Genomic DNA, 18,190 nt, shown 5'->3' with positions numbered 1-18,190 from the left:
GTGAACCCATGAGCGCGCCGAACATCCGCCGTGCCGTTCAGCTGATTCCTCCTTGCGCCACCACGGGCATTGGGAGCCTGCCCCACACGCAGGTGGAGCTGGGACTCCAGGCCGCGCTGGCGCTGGACATCCCCTTCCTGCCGCAGCTGCCGCTGCGCCACCCCTCCGAGTTCATGATTCCGGCGGCCCTCGAGGGGCTGCCGGGTCTGCACTACGACGAGGAGGGGATGTGTACGGTAAACCTCGCCGAGTGGGAGGCGGGGCGAGCGGCCTTCGAGGCCCGGCTGGAGGAGGCGCTGGCCTCCGGGCAGCTCGAGGCCTTCGAGCCGACGCTGGAGGGCTGCCGCGCCTGGAGGCCCTTCTTGTGGGAGGTGGAGAACCGCAAGCTCGCGCTCGCCAAGGCGCACCTCGCGGGTCCCTTCACCGTGCGCTCGGTGGCGCGCACCAGTGACGGAACGGCGGCGCTGGACGTGCCGGGGCTGGATCAGGCCATGTACCGGCTGGTGATGGCGCGCACGCTGGCCATGGTGAAGGCGCTGCGCCGCGCGAACACCACGCCCATCTTCTTCCTGGACGAGCCGGGGCTCTACGCCTTCCAGCGCTCGCAGCCGCGCCACCTGCTGGCGCTGCAGGAGCTGAAGCTGCTGGTGCTGGCGCTGCGGCGCGAGGGCGCCCTGGTGGGCATCCACTGCTGCGGCAACACGGACTGGGCCGCGCTGCTGGATGTGCAGCCGGATCTGCTGTCCCTGGACGTGCGCCTGTCCCTGGACGCGGTGCTGGAGGAGACCGTGGCGCTCAACCGCTTCCTGGAGGCGGGGGCCACGCTGTGCCTGGGCATCATCCCCACGGACCTCAGCTCCACGTACAACGTGGAGGAGCTCGCCGAGTCGATCGAGGCCTCGTTCAAGGCGGCGCTGCCGCCGGGGTGGAGCTTCACGAAGGTGCTCTCACACGTGCTGCTCACGCCCGCGTGCGGGCTGGCAATGCGCTCGGTCACCGACGCCGAGCGCATCCTGGGGGAACTCCGGGGCGCGCAGCGGCTCCTGCACGAGACGCTCGACACCGAGCGCGGCCCCGAGTTCTACGTCATCTGACGCCGGCTACTGGCGGCCGAGCCGCAGCTCGCGCTCGGCCTGGAACCAGTCCTGCGTCTCGTTGCCGGGCACGCCGCCGCGCGCGAGGAAGATTTCATAGGCGCGGCGAGCGATCTGCTCATGGCTGGGGCCATTGCGCGCGGGAGCGGGCTCCGGCGTCTGCGGGGCCTTGGCGGTCGTCTTCTCGGGCGTGGCCGAGGCTTTGGCGGTGTTGCGGGCCATGGGTTCTCCGTAGGAGTGGGGAAAACAGCCGGGGGAAGATCCGTCGAACGTGCCGGCTGTGCGAATAGCACCTGAGTGCAGTCGTCCTCGGCTGAACACGGCCGGCGACAGGGTGTTTACCGGAACACATTGAGCAGGACGGTGGCCCGCTCAGCGGCCGAGCACACCGGCGGCGAGCGCGGCCTCCAGGGCGCGCAGCATGGCAGTGCTCATGCCCAGTCCGGCGGCCTGATCAGGGGTACACCAGCGCAGCTCGTGGAAGGCCGGAGCGCGGGAGGGGCGCCGGGGGCCAGAGACGCGCAACAGCCTCAGGGTGAGGGCGCGGTGGGTGAGCTGGCGCCGCACCGTTCCCAGCTCGGCCTCGGGGGCCACCTGGACTCCCAGTGCTTTCGAGAGGCTCTCGGCGGCCACGGTGTGCTCGGCCTCAGGTTCCACCTCGGCGGCGGGGAGCTCCCACAGGCCGCCGAAGAGCCCCTTCTCCGCGCGTCGGGCGAACAGCAGCGCGTCCTCATGGGGCCACACGGCGAGTACGAGCGTCAGGCGCTTGGGAGGGGCGCGGACCTTGGCGGGGGGCAGCTCGTCCACGCGGCCGCGCTTGAAGGCCCCGCAGGCGGTGCGTACCGGACACAGCAGGCACAGGGGGCTCTCCGGCCGGCACACGGTGGCCCCGTGCTCCATGAGGGCCTGGTTGAAGTCTCCCGGACGCTCGCCCTGTACCAACGCGCGGGCCAATTCCCAAAGGCGGGCCTCGCGCGCCCGGTCTCCGGGAAGTCCCTCCACCTCGAAGAGGCGGGAGAGCACGCGCGCCACGTTGCCGTCCACCAGGGGGGCCTGCTCTCCAAACGCGATGGAGGCCACGGCGCCCGCCGTGTAGCGGCCGAAGCCGGGCAGGGTGAGCAGCTCCTCCGCCGTGGAGGGCAGCCGGCCGCCGAAGCGGGCCACCACCTCCTGGGCGGCGCGGTGCAGGTTGCGCGCGCGAGAGTAGTAGCCGAGCCCCTTCCACCCGGTGAGCACCTCCTCCAGTGGCGCCTGGGCCAGCGCCTCCACCGTGGGAAAGCGCGCGAGGAACCGTTCCCAGTAGGGGATGACGGTGGACACCTGCGTCTGCTGCAGCATCACCTCGCTGAGCCAGATGGCGTAGGCGTCCCGAGTGCGGCGCCAGGGAAGATCCCGACGCTCGCGGTCGTACCAGGCCAGCAGCGGTCCGCGAATGGTGGAGAGCCTCTGTGCTTCCGGGACGTGGGAGGCGAGGGCGGGAGAGGTGCGTTTGCTCATGGCTCCGGGCGCTTGGCCATCCGGGTGACCATGCGGCGCGCGACGCGGTCGAAGAGGCTCGGGGCGAGCCGGTTGGCGAGCACCATGAGGCGCCCGGGCAGGGTGAGGACGGTGTCGCGGTGGTGGCGCCGGCTGGCCCGCACCATCGCCTTGGCCACTTCATCGGCGCTCATCTGCTTGAGCGGGGGAGGGCTCTGCCGCCAGCCCTCGGCATGGAGCCGCGTCTGGCGGAACTCCGTCTCGGTGAAGCCCGGGGAGACGAGCAGCACGGAGATCCTCTCGGCGGCCAGCTCCGCGCGCAGCGACTCGGTGAGCGCGTTCACCGCCGCCTTGGCCGCGCCGTAGCCCCCCAGCAGCGGCAGCCCTCGGTGGCCGAGCACCGAGCTCACGTTGACGATCTGCCCGCCCGGGCGCTGGCGCAGCAGGGGCAGGGCGGCGCGCGTCACCCGGACCAGGGCGAAGAAGTTCACCTCGAACACCTGGCGAAGCTGCTCCTCGGAGATGGCCTCCACCGGACCGAACAGCCCGACGCCCGCGTTGTTGATGAGGACGTCCAACCCCCCGAAGGCGGCCTGCGCCTCGCGCATCAGCCGCTCCACGTCCTCCGGCTGGGTGATGTCACAGCGCACCGGCAGTGCCCGGACGCCGAAGGCCTCGACCTCCAGCGCCGCCTCCCGGAGCGGCTCCTCGCGCCGGGCGGCGAGGAGGATGTGCGCGCCTTGTGCCGCGTACGCGCGGGCTGCCGCCCGGCCGATGCCGCTCGAAGCGCCGGTGATGAGGACCACTCGCCCTGCGAAGGCTCCTTGGGTCATGCGGCGCGCACCTTACCTGGTTGGTAGTCCGGGGCGAAGCGACTTTCCCCGCGACCGCCTTCTAGCCGGTGTGGACCTGGAACGGGATGCTCAGTGTCCCCACCGGCTCTCCCGTGCGCGCATCCACCAGGCGGGCCACGAGCGTCACCTGCCGCTCCCGCTCGGCGACCCCCTGGAAGTAGAGGAAGCCGGAGATGATGCCGCCGTTCTCCAAGGTTCCCTCTGGAAGGGCCCGATCCAGCATGTCCTGTGTGGGCAGCGGCTCCTCGCACTGCACGTACGGTCGATAGAAGGGATCGTAGAACGGGTCATAGAAGGGACTGGACCATCCAGGGCCCCACGGGCCGTAGCCTCCCCAGCGGCGCCAGCCCCAAGGGCGGTGCGTCCCCCAGGCGAGGCTCATTCCCCAGGCCGGGCGCGAGGCCGTGCAGACCGGAGTGCTGTCCGCCGTGGCCTCATCCAGGCTCGTGGGCGGAATGGCGGCATAGTGGAAGCGAGACGCTCCTTCGATGTCGAAGAACTCGTACTGGATCTTCAGCGGGCGGCCGCTGTGATTCTCCAGGCGCACCTCGACGGGCGTCAGGCGGCGCTCGAGGTTGCCGGGGCGGCCCTTCCAAGAGGCTCCATCGGCGATGAGCCGGACTCCAAAGGACTCCGCGACGGCGGCGCTCGGCTCCCCCGCGAGCGATCGGGCCTCGGGCAGCGGTTGGAGGCGGGCCTCCGGGATGCAGCCGGCGAGGATGCCGATCGCGATGACCCACAGTCCACGTGCAGCACGCATGACACTCCTCCTCAGGAGTATGGATATGAACTCCCGAGGCCGCGTGCTGGCGGAGCTGCTCTGTGGAACCGGGTGTGGGGCTTTGGCTACTTCTTGCTGGAGCGGCTGGTGGACTTGCTGCGAGCCCCGCCCTTCTTGCCGCCCTTGCGGCTGGCCGACTTGCCGGCGTTGGCGATCTTCGCGGCGCGGGCCTTGGGCATGCCCTTGCGCTTGAGGGCTTTGTACTGGCGCGGGTTCTTGGTCGCGGCGCCACCCTTGCGGGCACTGCTGCTCTTCTTCTTTGCGGCCATTCGGCCTCCCGGGTGAAGACTGCGCCTCCAAGGTAGGGAGCGCTCCCAAACTTGTAAGCCCTGTACCCAGGTACGAGACGCACACCCCGTGAAAGCAAGGGCACCTCGGAGGCGCGTCACCTGCCAGGTCGGATGTGGGAGGGCGGCGCTAGCCTGAAGGATTCGCTCGTTTCCCTGCCTGCCCCCTTTCTGGCCGGACGTGCGCGGGCTTAGGATGCGCGCACTCCATGCGGCGCAACACCCTTACCAACGACTTCTCCTGGTCCAAGAGTCGCCACGAGAAGTTCAACGAATGCCTCAAGTCGTACTACCTCTACTACTACGGCTCGTGGGGCGGGTGGGAGGCGGAGGCGCCGAAGGACGTGCGCGAGCTGTACGTGCTCAAGAAGCTGAGCAACCGCTACACGTGGGCGGGCAGCGTGGTGCATGAGAGCATCCGCGACGTGCTGTTGGACGTGCGGGCCGGGCGCGCGGTGGACGCGGCGGCGGTGGAGGCCCGGGCGCGCAAGCAGATGCAGGACGACTTCCGGCACTCGCAGAAGAAGGCGTTCTGGACGCAGAAGTACCGTAAGGGCTTCACCGGGCTGGTGGAGCACGAGTACGCCGAGGCCGTGGCGGACGAGGCCTGGAAGCAGAACTGGGAGACGGTGCGCGCGGCGCTCGCGTGGTTCTTCTCCTCGCGGTGGCCGGCGCTGGCGCGCTCGCTCAAGCCGGCGCAGTGGCTGGAGGTGGATGCCGGCTTCGACTTCTCCCACTTCACGATGGATGGGGTGAAGGTGTTCGCCATCCCGGACTTCGCCTACCTGGACGAGACGGGCGCGCCGGTGGTGGTGGACTGGAAGACGGGCAAGGCGCGCGAGGGGTACGACGAGCAGGTGCTGGGCTACGCGCTCTACGTGGCGCAGCGCTACAAGTTCCCGTTGGACAAGGTGCGCGCCTCGCTCGTGTACCTCAACGCGGGGCTGGAGCAGGACGTCCACGTGGACTTGGCGTCGCTGGAGTCCTTCAAGGGGCGCTTCACCGAGAGCGTGGCGCGCATGCGCGGGATGCTCAAGGACGTGGCCACCAACACGCCCCAGGACGCCTCGGCGTTTCCGATGACGCAGGAGCTGTCCTCCTGCGTGCGCTGTGCGTTCCGTCGCCCCTGTGGGCGGCTGGAGGCGGCGGCTCAGGCGACGCAGGCGTCCAAGGTGGCGTGAGCGCTCAGGCGCCGGCCTCCGTGGGGGCGGAAGGCCCCTGGGTGTCGCGTGAAGCGGAGCGGTCGATGAGCGCCAGGAAGCGCTCGATGTGCTCGGCCACCTCCGCAGGCACCTCCAGCGCGGGGAAGTGGCTGCGCGCGTTCAACCGGGCGACGTGGAACCACGGGTGCTCAGCGGCGAAGGACTGCTGCGCCATCAGGTAGGCGGGATCCTCCGGCTGCGCATACACGTGCAGCGTCGGCACCGGAGGTGTCAGGGCGGAGAGCGCACGAAGCGGATAGCCGTCCCGGTTGTAGCCGCTGGCGATCTCCCGGGCCGCTCGCTGCCACATCTCCCCGCTGAAGGAGCCCATGTCCTCGCGGACGAACCGGAAGATGTCCTCCGAGTCGACGCCCTGCAACCACATGCCGAAGAGTGCATCGCGGCTCTGCCGCCAGGACTCGGACTGCAGCCCCGTGAGCGCCGCGAGGAATGGCGGGGGCGGTTCCAGGACGATCCAGTCAAGCAATACCAACCCAGGGACTCGCTGCCCGAGCCGGCGCCGGAGCTCGATGGCAAACCACCCCGCATGGGACAAGGCGACGGGCACCACCTGCCGCGCCGCGCTGGCCTCCACCACCGCGAGCAAATCCTCGACGAGGGTGTCGCTGGTGAAGTCCCTGGAGCCCGCGTCGGACTGGCCATGGCCTCGAAGGTCCATGGAGAGTACGCGGTGCCGGGGGCTCAGGCGCGTCGAGAGAGAGCCGAAGACCGCGCGGCTACAGCACCAGCCAGGCACGAGGAGCAGTGCCGGCTCTTCGCGGCCCATCTCCTCGTAGTGGATGCTTGCTCCCTTGGAACGAACCTCAGGCATGACCAGCCTCCCGGCGGAGAGTCCCCAATGTCTGGGCATCCCGCGCGAGCCGCGCACCAGGCAGGCTGGGAGAGGCTTCCTGTGTTCGCGTCCCCTGGTCTCAATCCCGCTTCCAGCGAAGTTGGAACTCCACCTCGTCGACGCCCCCCTCGCGCTCGTGCTCGATGTTGAAGACCGCGTCGGCGGGGATGTGGAGCCGTTCTCCGGCCACTTGGATGGTGAAGGATTTTTCCGCCTCGATGGCATCCGCCAGGCGTCGCAGCTTGGCGACGAACTCCTTGCGGGGGTAGGCCTTCTCCACGTCACGGCTGGGTCTTCTGGGCATGGAACCTCCTCGATGGGCGAGCGGTGAGCCTATCCTTGATATCCTGTTGCTCGTGGACAGTACGAATCTCGAGTGAGGGTTGTCGCGGTGAGCCAGACGCTCGGGCAGACCACATCGGGGCGCGAGCTCAAGCGCCACTTCCTCTACCTGGGCCTCGCCCTGATCGCGGGACTGTTCGTGCTGGCCATGCAGCTGTACCGGCTGCAGATCATCCAGGGCGAGGAGTACGCCGCCAAGAGCGTGGCCAACTTCGTCAAGGAGGTGCGGCTGCGCGCCGACCGTGGCGTCATCAAGGACCGCCGGGGCACCATCCTCGTGGACAGCCGTCCGTCCTTCGACGCCTTCCTCATCCCCGCCTTCTGCCTGGACTGCTCGCAGAAGGTGCTGCCCAAGCTCGCGGAGCTGCTGCGCTGGGACGAGGCACAGCGGCTCAAGCTGGAGGCGGCGGTGAAGGCCGGCAGGCGCAACGGGGCCTTCCAGCCCGTGCCCGTGAAGGTCGATCTCGATCGCGATGAATATGACCGGCTCAACGCGCGCCGCGACGTGCTCGACGGCGTGGATGTGGTGCCCGTGCCGCACCGCAACTACCGCGCCGGCACCGTGCTCAGCCACGTGCTGGGCTACATGAACGAGATCAACCCCGACGAGCTCGAGAAGCTCAACAGCGAGGGCGCCCGCTACGCCCTGGGCGACTACGTGGGGCGGCGAGGCCTGGAGCGCTACTTCGAGGGCAAGCTGCGCGGCGCGGACGGGGTGCGCAAGGAGGTGGTGAACGCGCGCGGTCAGACCCTCGAGGAGCTCAGCGGCATTCTGGGCACGGACGCCGTCACGCCTCCCACCGCCGGCGCCAACGTGGTGCTCAGCCTCGACATGCGCCTGCAGGAGGCCGCCGAGCAGTCCTTCCCTGGCATCGCCGGCGGGGTGGTGGCCATCGACGTGAAGACCGGCTTCATCCGCGCCCTGGTGAGTCGCCCCGGCTTCGACCCGAACCTGCTCACCGGCCGCATCACCCCGGCGCAGCTGGCCTCCCTGGCGCGCGATCCGATGAAGCCGATGATCAACCGGGTGGCCGCCGAGCACTACCCCCCCGGCTCCATCTTCAAGGTCGTGACCGCGCTCGCCGCCTTCAAGTCCGGCGCGTTCAGTCCTCACACCGTGGTGAACTGCCCGGGCGGCTACAAGCTGGGCTCGCGTGTCTGGCGTTGTCACCTGGACCGCGGCCACGGGCCACGCGACGGCGTGCAGGCCATGAAGTCCTCCTGCGACGTCTGGTACTACAAGGTCGCCGACACGTTGGGGCTGGACGTCATCGCGGAGATGGGCGAGGCGCTGGGTCTCGGACAGCCCACCGGCGTGGGCGTGATGGCGGAGGTGCCCGGCATCATGCCCTCCACCGAGTACCACAACCGCGTCACCCCCGGCGGCTACTTCAAGGGACTCGCGCTCAACAGCTCCATCGGCCAGGGCGACGACAACGTCACCGTGCTGCAGATGGCGCTGCTGTATGCGGCCCTGGCCAACGGCGGCTCCCTGCTCAAGCCGCAGCTGGTGGAGCGGCTGGAGGGCCCCGACGGCAAGCTGCTCGAGGCGTTCGAGCCACAGGTGGTGCGCGAGGTGAGCATCCCCGAGGCCCACCGACGCGCGGTGATCGAAGGACTGGTGGCCACGGTGAACGAGGTGGGTGGGACCGCCTTTGGCTCACGGCTCAAGGACGTGAAGGTGGCGGGCAAGACAGGTACCGCCCAGGTGGCCCGCATCGGCGCGGTGCGCCTGAAGACCCACCAGATGGACTTCTTCGCCCGCCACCACGCCTGGTTCGCCGGGTTCGCGCCCGCCGACAACCCGGAGATCGCCGTCATCGTCCTCAACGAGCACGGCGGCACCGGCGGCGTGGACGCGGCGCCCACGGGCATGGCCATCCTCCAGAAGTACTTCGAGCTGAAGAAGGAGGACGAGGTCTCTCCCGCCCCCCGCCTCAATCAGCCCTATACCCCCCCGCCCGTGCTGACCGTGTCCCCGCCCCGGTAGCCCCGCGCTCAGGCCTGGGGTTCGTTCAGGCGCGGGAAGGCGATGGAGGTGGCTCCCGTCAGGTCCACGTACTTGCGCGCTCCCATGTCGCGCACGCGCTCCGAGGTGACGTAGCGCAGGTGGGGCTGGGCGGCGGTGGCCACCTCGACGGTGAGGCGTGCCACGTCATCGCCCGTCTGCCACGGGCCGAAGTAGGCCTTGGACTGGGAGATGTATGCATCGAACAGGGGCTTGTAGGGCCCCGCCTCTCCGGCCATGCCGTTGCCGGCCACCAGCACGGTGTTGACGAACTCCGTGAGGACCGGCCCAGGCTGGATGAGCGAGAGATGGATGCCCAGGTGCCGCGCCACATGGGCGAGGCTCTCCATGAAGCCCTCCACCGCGAACTTGGCCGAGCTGTATGCCTCGCCGAACGGCTGGCCGAGCAGCCCGCCGATGCTGGACATGGTGATGATGCGCCCCGAGCGTCGCTCGCGCATCGACGGGAACACCGCCTGGGTGACGCGCCACACGCCGAAGAAGTTCACCTCCATGATGCGCCGCAGGGCCTCGATCGGCGTCTGCTCCAGCGAGCCGAAGAAGCCCACCCCCGCGTTGTTCACCAGCACGTCGATGTGGCCGTGGCGCTGAAGGACGCCCTGTACGCACTGGCGGACCGAGTCGTCGCTCTCCACATCCAGCGCGCGGATGTCCAGCGTGACGCCCTCCTCGGCGGCGCGGGCACGCAGGCGATCGGCCTTCTCCGGGTTGCGCAGGGTGGCCACGACTTCGAAGCCGGCCTTGGCCAGGTGGACGGCTACGCTGAGTCCAATGCCCGTGGAGGAGCCAGTAACGAGTGCGACAGGTGCCATGAGGTGTCTCGGGAGATTCTGGTGTGATGCGCCGCGGAAATGCGGCCCGTTCAGCATACCGTCAGGGCGGCACTGAACGTCAGCGCAGCGGTCCCACCTGAGGAGCCAGTGTACCCATGCCCATCCTGGACGAGCTCGAAGCCCTGTTGCGGCGCAGCGGTCATCTGTCGGAAGGGGCGTCCCTTCCCACCGTGTCGATCGACCGGCTCGAGAGCGAGGCAGACGGGGCCAGCGTGCATCTGGAGGAGGGTGTCCCGCGTGGCCTGGCCCTGCGAGGGTGTGGCCTGACGGCACTGCCGGAGTCCCTGGGCGCGCTCGAAGGGCTCCAGCAGCTCGACGTGACAGGCAATTCGCTCACCCAGCTCCCGGAGAGCGTGGGGCGGCTGCGGCGGCTGAAGCGGCTCATGGCCGACGAGAACCCGCTCACCCAGCTCCCCGAGTCGCTGGGCGAGCTGGGCGAGCTCGAGCTGCTCTTCGCGGATGGCAACCGGCTCACCACCTTTCCCGAGAGCCTGGCGCGGCTGACGCGCCTGGAGCGGCTGCACGCGCGGCGCAACCGACTGGCGGCCATCCCGGAGCACCTCGGCCAGTTGACGGGGCTCAAGGACCTGCGGCTGGGGAAGAACCTGCTGACCGAGGTGCCTGAGTCGCTCTGGCGCCTGACGGACCTCGAGACGTTGGATCTCTCGGAGAACCAGCTCGTGTCCGTGTCCCCCAAGCTGGGCGCGCTGACGAAGCTGCGGATGCTGGACCTGGGCCACAACGCGTTGACCGCCGTGCCCGAGACGCTGGGCCAGCTCACCGGACTGTCGGACTACCTCTACCTCAGTGACAACGCGCTGACGGCCCTGCCCGCATCCATCGGCAAGCTGCGAGCGCTGAGGTATTTCAACGCCACGGACAACGCGCTGCGGACGCTCCCCGAAGCCCTGGGCGAGCTGGCCTCGCTCATCGAGCTGCGCCTGTACAACAACCGGCTGGAGGTGCTGCCTGCGTCGCTGGGCGAGCTGGCGAACCTGCTGGAGCTCCACCTGAAGAACAACGCGCTGGTCTCGCTGCCGGAGTCCCTGGGCCGGCTGGTGCGCCTCCGGAAGCTCAGCCTGGAGAACAACCGGCTGGCGTCGCTCCCTTCGTCGATGGGTGGGCTCACGGGGTTGGTGGAGCTCGACCTGAGGAACAACCAGCTCGGGGTACTCCCGGAGTCTCTGGGGGAGCTGCGAAGCCTGGTGTCGCTCGACTTGAGGGGCAACAGGCTTCGCGCGCTCCCCGCCAGCCTCGGAGCGCTTCCACGCTTGGAGAAGCTCGACCTGCGGTGGAACAAGCTCTCGGCGCTTCCCGCGTGGCTCCAGCGGCTCGAGCAACGCGGGTGTACGGTGTATCTGTGACGCGGCGGCGCGCTATGTCTTGGCGCCCATGTGGAGGGCGAACGCGGCGCCTTGCGGGTCCAGACACTGGGCGATCCTGTCGCCGCCCGGCACCTCCATGGGACCGTTGAGCACCTTGCCCCCCTTCTGCTGGACGCGGGCCAAGGCCGCGTCGAGGTCCTTGACGGTCACGTAGTACAGCCAGTGCGCAGGCATCTTCATCTGCGTGGCGACGTTCGACATGCCGCCCATCGACTTCTGGGCGTCGAGGCCGAACATCCAGTAATCGCCCATCTCCGGGCCCATGTTGAAGGTGCCCGTCTGCTTCCAGCCGAACAGCGCCGTGTAGAACTTCGAGGCGGCCTGGTAGTCGGTGGTGTTGAGCTCGTACCAGCTGAAGAAGCCTGGCTCCCGGGGCGCGTCATTCATGGGGGACAGCGGCTTGAACACGGAGAAGATCGCGCCCTGGGGATCCGCCAGGATCGCGAAGCGGCCGACGGTCGGGATGTCCTCCGGACGCCTGTAGACCCGGCCTCCCAACTGCTCGGCCTGCTTCGCCGTGGCGTCGACATCATCGGTCTCGATGTGGCCCATCCAGTGCGGAATCGCGCCCGTCTTCGTCGCCTCCTCCGGCAGCTTCATCATTCCAGCGATGGACTGCTCGCCCACGGTGAACATCTCGTAGTCGCCCTGAGGCCACTTCGTGGTCTTCCAGCCGATGATGTCCGAGTAGAACGACCGGGCACCGCCAACGTCGGTCGTCATCAAGTCGTACCAGTCGAAACGCCCCTTCTTCGCGGCCATGTGTACCCCCCACTGCAAGAGAAGGCCGGCACCCTAGCCCCGCGCGAGGGGCACGCGTCGAGTCCAAAGCGCGGGAGCCCTCCGCCCGCGTGATTTTGGAGACAGTCCCGCCTCAGAACTCGAAGCGGGTGTGCAGCCCTCCGAGGAGGCTGGGGATGGAGTCGTTCACGTCGACCGTGTAGCGGTAGACCTTGCGCGCGTGCTCGTGACGGCCCGCTGGGTCCCGGAAGCGCAGCTTGACGTCCCAGCACTCGCAGCCAGGGCTCGAGGCGGTGCTGCCCTCCACGCTGACGGTGTCCAGGACCAGCTGCGACTGGAAGGCGTCCTCGAACACTTCTCCAGCGCGGAAGGCGTGGGTGATGGCGAAGTTCAACGCCCGATCTCGCGCCGAGGTGCCCAGGTTCCAGGCCTTCAGCGAGAGCTGCTCCACGAAGCGCTGCAGGTACGCCTGCCGCTCTTCGTAGCGCTCGCGCTCCTCCGTCGCCTCCTCGGGCGGAAGTGCTCCCAGGCAGCGCGTGGTGAAGCGGGTGATGTTCCAGGAGGTCATGCCTCGCATCAGGGGGACGACCTTGGGCAGGCCGGTGCCGGTCAGCAGGCAGGTGGAGCCGACGATGCAGCCCGCCAGGGAGATGCGCTCGACCCCTTCCTGCTCCTGCTCCAGCAGCAGCCGGACCAACTGCTGAACGGCCGCGCCGGCGAACTGCTCCAGGGGCTCCAGGGCATAGGCGGGCGCGCCGTCCAGGGTGAGGGTCCACGTCAGGCCGTGCGCGTCCTCGGGGTGGGCCAGGAGGTACTCGGCCAGCGTCCGCGGGGAGAAGGGGTGCGCCGCGGTGCCGCCCAGCCGCTGGAGGAAGAAGTCCCGCCGTGCCTCGGAGCCGAAGTCGTAGCCGAGCCTGCCGAGCGCGAAGACGATCGAGGGGACTTCCGTCTTGTGCATGCGGGCCGCGGGCTGCCGACTGACGCTGGAGATCATGTTCAGCATGCTGTGCTCCTCAGAGGTCCGGTTCCTGATGACGGGCAGAGGTTCAGCAAGAAGCGGGCCATGCGCGCTTAAGAGGGAAAGCCAGCAATACGGCCGTTCTTTGCGTCCCGTGGAAACGCGGATGCGTCCCGGCCCGACGCAGGGAGGGCGGCGGGAGCCGACTTGGCGCCGATTCGATAGCTGGTGAACCAGTCCGCGCAATCCGTGTGGGGCGTCTGGAGAGGGGCTTGTACCTTGCCCGGCGAGAGGAGCGTTCGACAGTGACCCCACCGGATGATGACTCCGATTCCAAGCCGTTGCTTCCCAAGCTCAGCCGCCGCGCTTTCTTCACGGGAGCGGGTGCCTCCGCCCTGAGCGCCACCCTGGCCCAGTCCGCCACGGCCGTGGCGGCGAACGCCTCTCCGGCGGTGGTGGGGCCCGAGCCCGCATCCCTGTCCCTGTCCATCAATGGGCGCTCCGTCGCCGTTCAGGCCGACCCCGCCACGACGCTGGCCGAGGTCCTGCGCAACCACCTGGGGATGACGGGAACGAAGATTGGCTGCGACCGCGGCGCCTGCTCCGCCTGCACGGTCTGGCTCGATGGCGAGGTCGCCGCGAGCTGCATGACGCTGGCCTTCGACGCCCGGGGCCGCAAGGTCACCACCATTGAAGGCCTCGCTCAGGGGGACGAGCTCCACCCGGTTCAGCGCGCCTTCGTGGAGAACGATGCGATGCAGTGCGGGTTCTGCACGCCAGGGATGGTGATGAGCTGCGCCGCCCTGGTCGAGCGCAATCCGAAATGCACCCTCGATGATGTGAAGCAGGCGGTCAGCGGTCACCTGTGCCGGTGCGGCACCTATCCCAACGTCTTCAAGGCGACCCTGGCGGCCGCCAAGGCTGGCGGCAAGGGAAAGGGGAAGAGCTGATATGCAAGGCGTCAAGGACACCTCCGATACCCGCGCTTCCAACAAGCCTTCCGATGGCCAGAAGGAACAGGCCGGGGGACCCCAGAAGCCGCCAACTCCCAACCCGGGGCCCTCCCGGCAGCAGGCACTCCCGTATGGGATTGTCGGCGCGGATCTGAAGGAGGTCACCCGCCGGGTGCCGCTGGACGAGCCGCCGCCCCTGCCCGAGAACGCGAAGCTCAAGTCCATCGGCAAGCCGGTCTCTCGGCTGGACGGAATCGAGAAGGTCACCGGCCGGGCCCGCTACACCTTCGATATCCAGCTGCCCGGCATGCTCTGGGGCGCGCGGGTCGTCTCGAGCCAGCCCCATGCGCGCATCAAGTCCATCGACACCTCGGCGGCCGAGCGCTACCCGGGAGTCCGCGCCATTCACGTCCTGGAGCGCGTGCTCGCGACGGCGAAGCTGCGCGACGCCAACGCGGAGAAGGGCAATCGCTACCCGACGATCCGCTACGCGGGCCAGCCCATCGCGGCGGTGGCGGCGGACAGTCCCCGCGCCGCCGAGGCCGCGGTGAAGCTGATCAAAGTCGAATACGAGCCCCTGCCGCATGTCACCGAGCTCGAGGAGGCGATGAAGGAGAACGCGCCGCGCGTCTTCCCGGGTCCCACCGAGCAGCCGGCGACCGCGGGCGGTGGCGGCGCGCCCCCAGGCCTTCCCCAGAAGGGCAACGTGCGAGGTCCCGACACGAAGCCCCGAGGCGTGGGCCCGCGCGGAGACGTCGCCAAGGGGCTGCGTGAGTCCGACGTGGTCATCGAGGCGGAGTTCCGCACTCAGGTTCAGACGCACGTGCCCATGGAGCCGCACGGCCTCGTCGCCGACTGGCGGGACGATGGGCTCACCCTCTACGCCTCCACCCAGTACGTGGGGAGCGTGCGGGAAGAAGCGGCCGAGCACTTCGACCTGCCGAAGAGCAAGGTTCGGGTGATCAGCGACTTCACCGGAGGCGGCTTCGGCGCGAAGTATGGGATTGGCAACTACGGCCTTCTCGCCATCCACCTCTCGCGCAAGGCCCGCCTGCCCGTGCGGATGGTCCTGGACCGCCGGGAGGAGCATGTCTCGGGCGGCAACCGTCCCAACAGCATCCAGCGTCTCAAGCTGGGGGCGAAGCGTGATGGCTCCCTCGTGGCGCTCCAGCTCCAGGCCTACGGCAGCGGAGGCGTTGCCGGCGGCGCGGGGGTGGGCTTCTGTCACGCCACGCTCTACTCCTGCCCGAACGTGCAGGTAGAGCAGTTCGACGTCTTCACCAACGCCGGGCCTTGCGCCGCCTTCCGGGCGCCCGGTCAGGTCCAGGGCATTTTCGGCCTGGAGCAGGCCATCGACGAGCTGGCCGAGAAGATTGGAATGGACCCCCTGGCGCTGCGGGGGAAGATCGACGTCTCGGGGACGGATGACTGCGTGGCCCGCGCCCAGGAGCGCAAGGTGGGCGCCGAGCGGTTCGGCTGGAACAAGCGGCGGCCCGCGGGCTCGGACAAGGGGCCCATCAAGCGCGGAGTCGGGTTCGCCCAGTCCCAGTGGCTCTACCTGGTCCACCGGCACACGGCCTGTGAGGTGCGGGTGACGGGGGATGGCTCCGTCGAGGCCTTCAGCGCCACGCAGGACATCGGCACGGGGACGCGCACCATCCTCGCGCAGGTGGTGGCCGAGGAGTTCGGCCTGCGTCCCGAGGAGATTGGCTCCTACGTGGGGGACACCCGCTATCCGACGGGGCCCGCCTCCGGAGGCAGCCGGGTCACCAGCTCCCTGACGCCCGCGGCTCGCAACGCCGCCTATCGCTGTGCCCGGGACCTGGCCGCGCGGCTGGCTCCCATCCTCCAGGCGAACGCGGACGACATCGTCTTCGCCGACAGCAAGGTGATGGTGAAGGGCAAGGCCTCATCGGCGATGCCGTTCCGGGAGGCGGTCAAGAAGGCCCGGTTCCAGGAGATCTCCCACCGGGCCGAGCGCCGTGACGACTACGACGGCTACATGATGCAGACCGATGAGATGAGCATCAGCAAGCATGGCATCGGAGGCGTGCAGTTCGCTGAGGTCTCGGTGGATACCGAGACGGGCATCGTCAAGGTGGAGCGGCTGGTCGCGGTGCATGACTGCGGGCGACCCATCAACCCCAAGCTCACCGAGAGCCAGATCTACGGCGGGGTGATTCAGGGGGTGAGCTACGCCCTCTACGAGGAGCGGCACCTGGACCCCGGCAGCGGTCAGCAGCTCAACGCCAACGTGGACCAGTACAAGATCGTCGGTTCGCGCGAGGTGCCGAACATCGAGGTCATCCTGCTCGAGCAGCTCGGGGCGCAGTCCTCGACGGATGCGCGCGGAGTCGCCGAGCCCGCCAACGTGGCGACCGCGGCGGCGGTGGCCAATGCCTTCTACAACGCGACGGGCAAGCGCATTCGGACGCTTCCGATGACGCCCGCGAACGTGCTCGCGGCGCTGCGCGCCTGAGTCGAATCGGAGGATTCATGCAGAGCTTCGAATGGGTAGACGCTGAATCCGTGGAGCAGGCCGTCTCGTTGCTGGGTGAAGGCAACGAGCGCCAGCCGGTCGTCGCCAAGGCCGGAGGAATGGACCTGCTGGATCTGATGAAGAATGGGGTGGTGGCCCCGCGCCGGGTGGTCAACCTCAAGACCATCAAGGGAATGGACGGGGTGCGCTTCGATGCCAAACAGGGCCTGGAGCTTGGCGCCCTGGTGACGCTGGCCCGCCTCTCGCGGGAGTCCGAGGTGCGCCGTCGCTTCGTGGCGCTGGCGGATGCGGCCGAGCACGCCGCGACTCCCCAGGTCCGCAATGCCGCCACGATTGGCGGGAACCTGCTCCAGCGGCCCCGCTGCTGGTACTTCCGGCATGACCACTTTCATCAGGCCGGGGGAGACGATGTGGAGCGGGTCCGCGCGGGCCAGAACCAGTACCACGCCATCTTCGACAACCAGCGCACGGTGATGGTGCATGCCTCCACCCCTGCCACGGCCCTGGTGGCCTATGGCGCCTCGGTGGAGCTGAGTGGCCCTGGAGGCAAGTCGCGGGTGGTGCCCCTGTCCGAGTTCCTGTTGCCGCCGGACATGAATCGCCCGCGTGACACGGTCATCGCGCCGAACGAGCTGTTGACGCGCGTGCGCATCCCCGCGCCGGGAGCGGGAACGAAGGCGGCCTACCACAAGCAGGGTGAGCGGGAGAGCTACGACTGGCCCATCTGCGACGTGGCGGTGGTGCTGCAGATGGAGGGGAAGACCATCCGGCAGGCGTCGATCGCCATGGGCTGGGTCGCGCCCACGCCTCGGCGGGCGACGGAGGCCGAGAAGCTCCTCGTGGGGAAGACGCTGGATGAGGGGCTCGCGCGACAGGTGGCGCAGACGGCCGTGAAGGGGGCGACGCCCCTGTCGAAGAACGCCTACAAGGTTCCGGTCCTCGAAGCGGTGATTCGGAGAACGGTGTTGGCTGCGGCCGCGGCCTGAGGGAGCGCATGGACTCGAGCCCCGAGCAGAAGCCGCCGCGCGTCTGCCGACGGATGCGTTCGAAGGGAACGCCCGGCGTCCGGTACGACGCGGCGGTGTCCTGGGATGCGGGCTTCGTCTCGACCGCGACGTTCTGGTGCGTCGCGACAGGTGAAAGCGTCGGGCCCGACGACGACCTGGTACACCCGCACTCCTGCGGAGAGGTGCGCGCCTGCTTCCGCGCTCCCACGGACGAGCCTCCGGAGGGGTCGCGAGTCCTGGAGTGAGGCGGGTGTTCCTGATCAGCGACGTCGGGTAGAGCGCCGGGGCGCGACGCTCTGCCAGGCGAGCTGGGGCAGGGTGGCGCGCATCCACTCCGGATCGAGCGGAGCCCCGGCGAGGAAGCGGCGGCACGCCTCGTGACTCGGGCCGAGCAGCACCACATCGAGGGCCAGCGGGGACCACGCGGGCAGCATCCCCTCGGCGATGAAGCGGCCCAGGTGGAGGACGATCGGCCCCAGCATCTCGGCCTTTCTCGCCTGAAGCGCGTCCCTCGCGTCGGCTTCGAACTCGAGCGCAGTGGCCTGGTACATGAAGCGCCCCTCGTCCGGGTGGCCAAGGATCCATTCGAGGTGCCCATCCACGAGGGCGATGACCGCTTTCTCCGCCGTCGTCGTCGTCGTCACCCTCGCCGTCAGGTGCGCGAAGAGACGCTCGAAGGTGCGCTCCAGTAGAGCCAGGGTGATGCCGGTCAGCCCGTTGAAGAGGTGGTAGACGCTCGACGGGCTCGCCCCCGCCGCCCGGCGGATCTCCTCGATTCCCGTGCCGAGCACTCCCCGCTCCACGAAGCATCGCAACGCCGCGTCCAGGAGCGCGTCACGTCGCTTCACTCCGTCACTTCGAGGGGGACTCATGCGCGCTCCACCCTATGCGGAGC

At 69.0% G+C, this 18,190-nt stretch carries 19 protein-coding genes; 8 read left to right on the top strand and 11 right to left on the bottom strand.

Translation table 11 applies throughout. From position 1 onward, the window contains the following. Positions 1–8 precede the first annotated feature (8 nt). Positions 9–1,094 carry a uroporphyrinogen decarboxylase/cobalamine-independent methonine synthase family protein gene (locus SYV04_RS21145; RefSeq protein WP_321547664.1) on the top strand — a complete coding sequence of 362 codons (1,086 nt, stop codon included), beginning with the start codon at positions 9–11 and terminating at the stop codon, positions 1,092–1,094. Between the two features lie 6 nt (positions 1,095–1,100). On the opposite strand, the gene SYV04_RS21140 is transcribed toward SYV04_RS21145, so the two are convergent. The 5 genes from SYV04_RS21140 to SYV04_RS21120 form a co-directional block, all read right to left on the bottom strand. After that, on the bottom strand, positions 1,101–1,316 hold the full coding sequence (locus SYV04_RS21140) for a DUF2934 domain-containing protein (protein ID WP_321547663.1): 216 nt from the start codon (positions 1,314–1,316) through the stop codon (positions 1,101–1,103). A gap of 150 nt (positions 1,317–1,466) precedes the next feature. Continuing rightward, the gene (mutY, locus tag SYV04_RS21135; RefSeq protein ID WP_321547662.1) at positions 1,467–2,591 is read right to left on the bottom strand and encodes an A/G-specific adenine glycosylase; all 1,125 of its coding nucleotides are present in this window, start codon (positions 2,589–2,591) and stop codon (positions 1,467–1,469) included. Continuing rightward, entirely contained in the window at positions 2,588–3,403 is an 816-nt protein-coding gene (locus SYV04_RS21130) for an SDR family oxidoreductase (RefSeq protein ID WP_321547661.1), read from the bottom strand. Before SYV04_RS21130 ends, mutY begins: the two co-directional genes overlap by 4 nt. A 61-nt stretch (positions 3,404–3,464) precedes the next feature. Further along, positions 3,465–4,184, bottom strand: coding sequence for a hypothetical protein (locus SYV04_RS21125; protein ID WP_321547660.1), 720 nt, complete (start codon positions 4,182–4,184; stop codon positions 3,465–3,467). A gap of 86 nt (positions 4,185–4,270) precedes the next feature. Next, a complete protein-coding gene (locus tag SYV04_RS21120; RefSeq protein WP_321547659.1) occupies positions 4,271–4,474 on the bottom strand; it encodes a DUF7218 family protein in 204 nt (67 codons plus the stop codon). Positions 4,475–4,701: 227 nt separating this feature from the next. Here SYV04_RS21120 and SYV04_RS21115 point away from each other — a divergent pair, with 227 nt between their 5' ends. Continuing rightward, positions 4,702–5,673, top strand: a complete 972-nt coding sequence (locus SYV04_RS21115) for a PD-(D/E)XK nuclease family protein (protein ID WP_321547658.1) — start codon at positions 4,702–4,704, stop codon at positions 5,671–5,673. Positions 5,674–5,677: 4 nt separating this feature from the next. Here the strand turns inward: SYV04_RS21115 and SYV04_RS21110 are convergent, their stop codons facing one another. Together SYV04_RS21110 and SYV04_RS21105 are read right to left on the bottom strand one after the other, a co-directional pair. Next, positions 5,678–6,526, bottom strand: coding sequence for an alpha/beta fold hydrolase (locus SYV04_RS21110; protein WP_321547657.1), 849 nt, complete (start codon positions 6,524–6,526; stop codon positions 5,678–5,680). 100 nt (positions 6,527–6,626) lie between these two features. Further along, positions 6,627–6,851 (bottom strand): amphi-Trp domain-containing protein, encoded by a 225-nt coding sequence (locus SYV04_RS21105; protein WP_321547656.1) that lies wholly within the window; start codon positions 6,849–6,851, stop codon positions 6,627–6,629. An 87-nt stretch (positions 6,852–6,938) separates the two neighbouring features. Between SYV04_RS21105 and mrdA the strand changes: the two genes are divergently transcribed. Further along, on the top strand, positions 6,939–8,879 hold the full coding sequence (mrdA, locus tag SYV04_RS21100) for a penicillin-binding protein 2 (RefSeq protein ID WP_321547655.1): 1,941 nt from the start codon (positions 6,939–6,941) through the stop codon (positions 8,877–8,879). 8 nt (positions 8,880–8,887) lie between these two features. Here the strand turns inward: mrdA and SYV04_RS21095 are convergent, their stop codons facing one another. After that, positions 8,888–9,730 carry an SDR family oxidoreductase gene (locus tag SYV04_RS21095; protein WP_321547654.1) on the bottom strand — a complete coding sequence of 281 codons (843 nt, stop codon included), beginning with the start codon at positions 9,728–9,730 and terminating at the stop codon, positions 8,888–8,890. A gap of 116 nt (positions 9,731–9,846) precedes the next feature. Here SYV04_RS21095 and SYV04_RS21090 point away from each other — a divergent pair, with 116 nt between their 5' ends. Continuing rightward, positions 9,847–11,115 carry a leucine-rich repeat domain-containing protein gene (locus SYV04_RS21090; protein WP_321547653.1) on the top strand — a complete coding sequence of 423 codons (1,269 nt, stop codon included), beginning with the start codon at positions 9,847–9,849 and terminating at the stop codon, positions 11,113–11,115. A gap of 12 nt (positions 11,116–11,127) precedes the next feature. On the opposite strand, the gene SYV04_RS21085 is transcribed toward SYV04_RS21090, so the two are convergent. Both SYV04_RS21085 and SYV04_RS21080 read right to left on the bottom strand, forming a co-directional pair. Further along, positions 11,128–11,898 (bottom strand): VOC family protein, encoded by a 771-nt coding sequence (locus tag SYV04_RS21085; RefSeq protein ID WP_321547652.1) that lies wholly within the window; start codon positions 11,896–11,898, stop codon positions 11,128–11,130. Between the two features lie 112 nt (positions 11,899–12,010). After that, on the bottom strand, positions 12,011–12,880 hold the full coding sequence (locus SYV04_RS21080; RefSeq protein ID WP_321547651.1) for a cyanobactin maturation protease PatG family protein: 870 nt from the start codon (positions 12,878–12,880) through the stop codon (positions 12,011–12,013). A 260-nt stretch (positions 12,881–13,140) separates the two neighbouring features. Between SYV04_RS21080 and SYV04_RS21075 the strand changes: the two genes are divergently transcribed. The 4 genes from SYV04_RS21075 to SYV04_RS21060 are packed head-to-tail and all read left to right on the top strand — an operon-like array spanning position 13,141 to position 17,540. Next, on the top strand, positions 13,141–13,785 hold the full coding sequence (locus tag SYV04_RS21075; RefSeq protein WP_321547650.1) for a (2Fe-2S)-binding protein: 645 nt from the start codon (positions 13,141–13,143) through the stop codon (positions 13,783–13,785). A gap of 1 nt (position 13,786) precedes the next feature. Beyond that, positions 13,787–16,267, top strand: a complete 2,481-nt coding sequence (locus SYV04_RS21070) for a xanthine dehydrogenase family protein molybdopterin-binding subunit (protein ID WP_321547649.1) — start codon at positions 13,787–13,789, stop codon at positions 16,265–16,267. Between the two features lie 17 nt (positions 16,268–16,284). Then, on the top strand, positions 16,285–17,274 hold the full coding sequence (locus SYV04_RS21065) for an FAD binding domain-containing protein (protein WP_321547648.1): 990 nt from the start codon (positions 16,285–16,287) through the stop codon (positions 17,272–17,274). Between the two features lie 8 nt (positions 17,275–17,282). Next, entirely contained in the window at positions 17,283–17,540 is a 258-nt protein-coding gene (locus tag SYV04_RS21060; protein WP_321547647.1) for a hypothetical protein, read from the top strand. A gap of 15 nt (positions 17,541–17,555) precedes the next feature. Here SYV04_RS21060 and SYV04_RS21055 read toward each other — a convergent pair whose 3' ends face one another. Continuing rightward, positions 17,556–18,167, bottom strand: a complete 612-nt coding sequence (locus tag SYV04_RS21055) for a TetR/AcrR family transcriptional regulator (RefSeq protein ID WP_321547646.1) — start codon at positions 18,165–18,167, stop codon at positions 17,556–17,558. Positions 18,168–18,190 lie beyond the last annotated feature (23 nt).

This window comes from Hyalangium ruber, from assembly GCF_034259325.1.
GTDB classification, from domain to species: Bacteria; Myxococcota; Myxococcia; order Myxococcales; family Myxococcaceae; genus Hyalangium_A; species Hyalangium_A rubrum.
Note: the sequence above shows the minus strand (reverse complement) of the source record. Positions and strands in the feature narration are given on the sequence as shown.

Coding starts and splice junctions, on each gene's coding strand:
- SYV04_RS21145 (WP_321547664.1), top strand. CDS start 9: ATGAGCGCGCCGAACATCCGCCGTGCCGTTCAGCTGATTCCTCCTTGC.
- SYV04_RS21140 (WP_321547663.1), bottom strand. CDS start 1,316: ATGGCCCGCAACACCGCCAAAGCCTCGGCCACGCCCGAGAAGACGACC.
- mutY (WP_321547662.1), bottom strand. CDS start 2,591: ATGAGCAAACGCACCTCTCCCGCCCTCGCCTCCCACGTCCCGGAAGCA.
- SYV04_RS21130 (WP_321547661.1), bottom strand. CDS start 3,403: ATGACCCAAGGAGCCTTCGCAGGGCGAGTGGTCCTCATCACCGGCGCT.
- SYV04_RS21125 (WP_321547660.1), bottom strand. CDS start 4,184: ATGCGTGCTGCACGTGGACTGTGGGTCATCGCGATCGGCATCCTCGCC.
- SYV04_RS21120 (WP_321547659.1), bottom strand. CDS start 4,474: ATGGCCGCAAAGAAGAAGAGCAGCAGTGCCCGCAAGGGTGGCGCCGCG.
- SYV04_RS21115 (WP_321547658.1), top strand. CDS start 4,702: ATGCGGCGCAACACCCTTACCAACGACTTCTCCTGGTCCAAGAGTCGC.
- SYV04_RS21110 (WP_321547657.1), bottom strand. CDS start 6,526: ATGCCTGAGGTTCGTTCCAAGGGAGCAAGCATCCACTACGAGGAGATG.
- SYV04_RS21105 (WP_321547656.1), bottom strand. CDS start 6,851: ATGCCCAGAAGACCCAGCCGTGACGTGGAGAAGGCCTACCCCCGCAAG.
- SYV04_RS21095 (WP_321547654.1), bottom strand. CDS start 9,730: ATGGCACCTGTCGCACTCGTTACTGGCTCCTCCACGGGCATTGGACTC.
- SYV04_RS21090 (WP_321547653.1), top strand. CDS start 9,847: ATGCCCATCCTGGACGAGCTCGAAGCCCTGTTGCGGCGCAGCGGTCAT.
- SYV04_RS21085 (WP_321547652.1), bottom strand. CDS start 11,898: ATGGCCGCGAAGAAGGGGCGTTTCGACTGGTACGACTTGATGACGACC.
- SYV04_RS21080 (WP_321547651.1), bottom strand. CDS start 12,880: ATGCTGAACATGATCTCCAGCGTCAGTCGGCAGCCCGCGGCCCGCATG.
- SYV04_RS21070 (WP_321547649.1), top strand. CDS start 13,787: ATGCAAGGCGTCAAGGACACCTCCGATACCCGCGCTTCCAACAAGCCT.
- SYV04_RS21065 (WP_321547648.1), top strand. CDS start 16,285: ATGCAGAGCTTCGAATGGGTAGACGCTGAATCCGTGGAGCAGGCCGTC.
- SYV04_RS21060 (WP_321547647.1), top strand. CDS start 17,283: ATGGACTCGAGCCCCGAGCAGAAGCCGCCGCGCGTCTGCCGACGGATG.
- SYV04_RS21055 (WP_321547646.1), bottom strand. CDS start 18,167: ATGAGTCCCCCTCGAAGTGACGGAGTGAAGCGACGTGACGCGCTCCTG.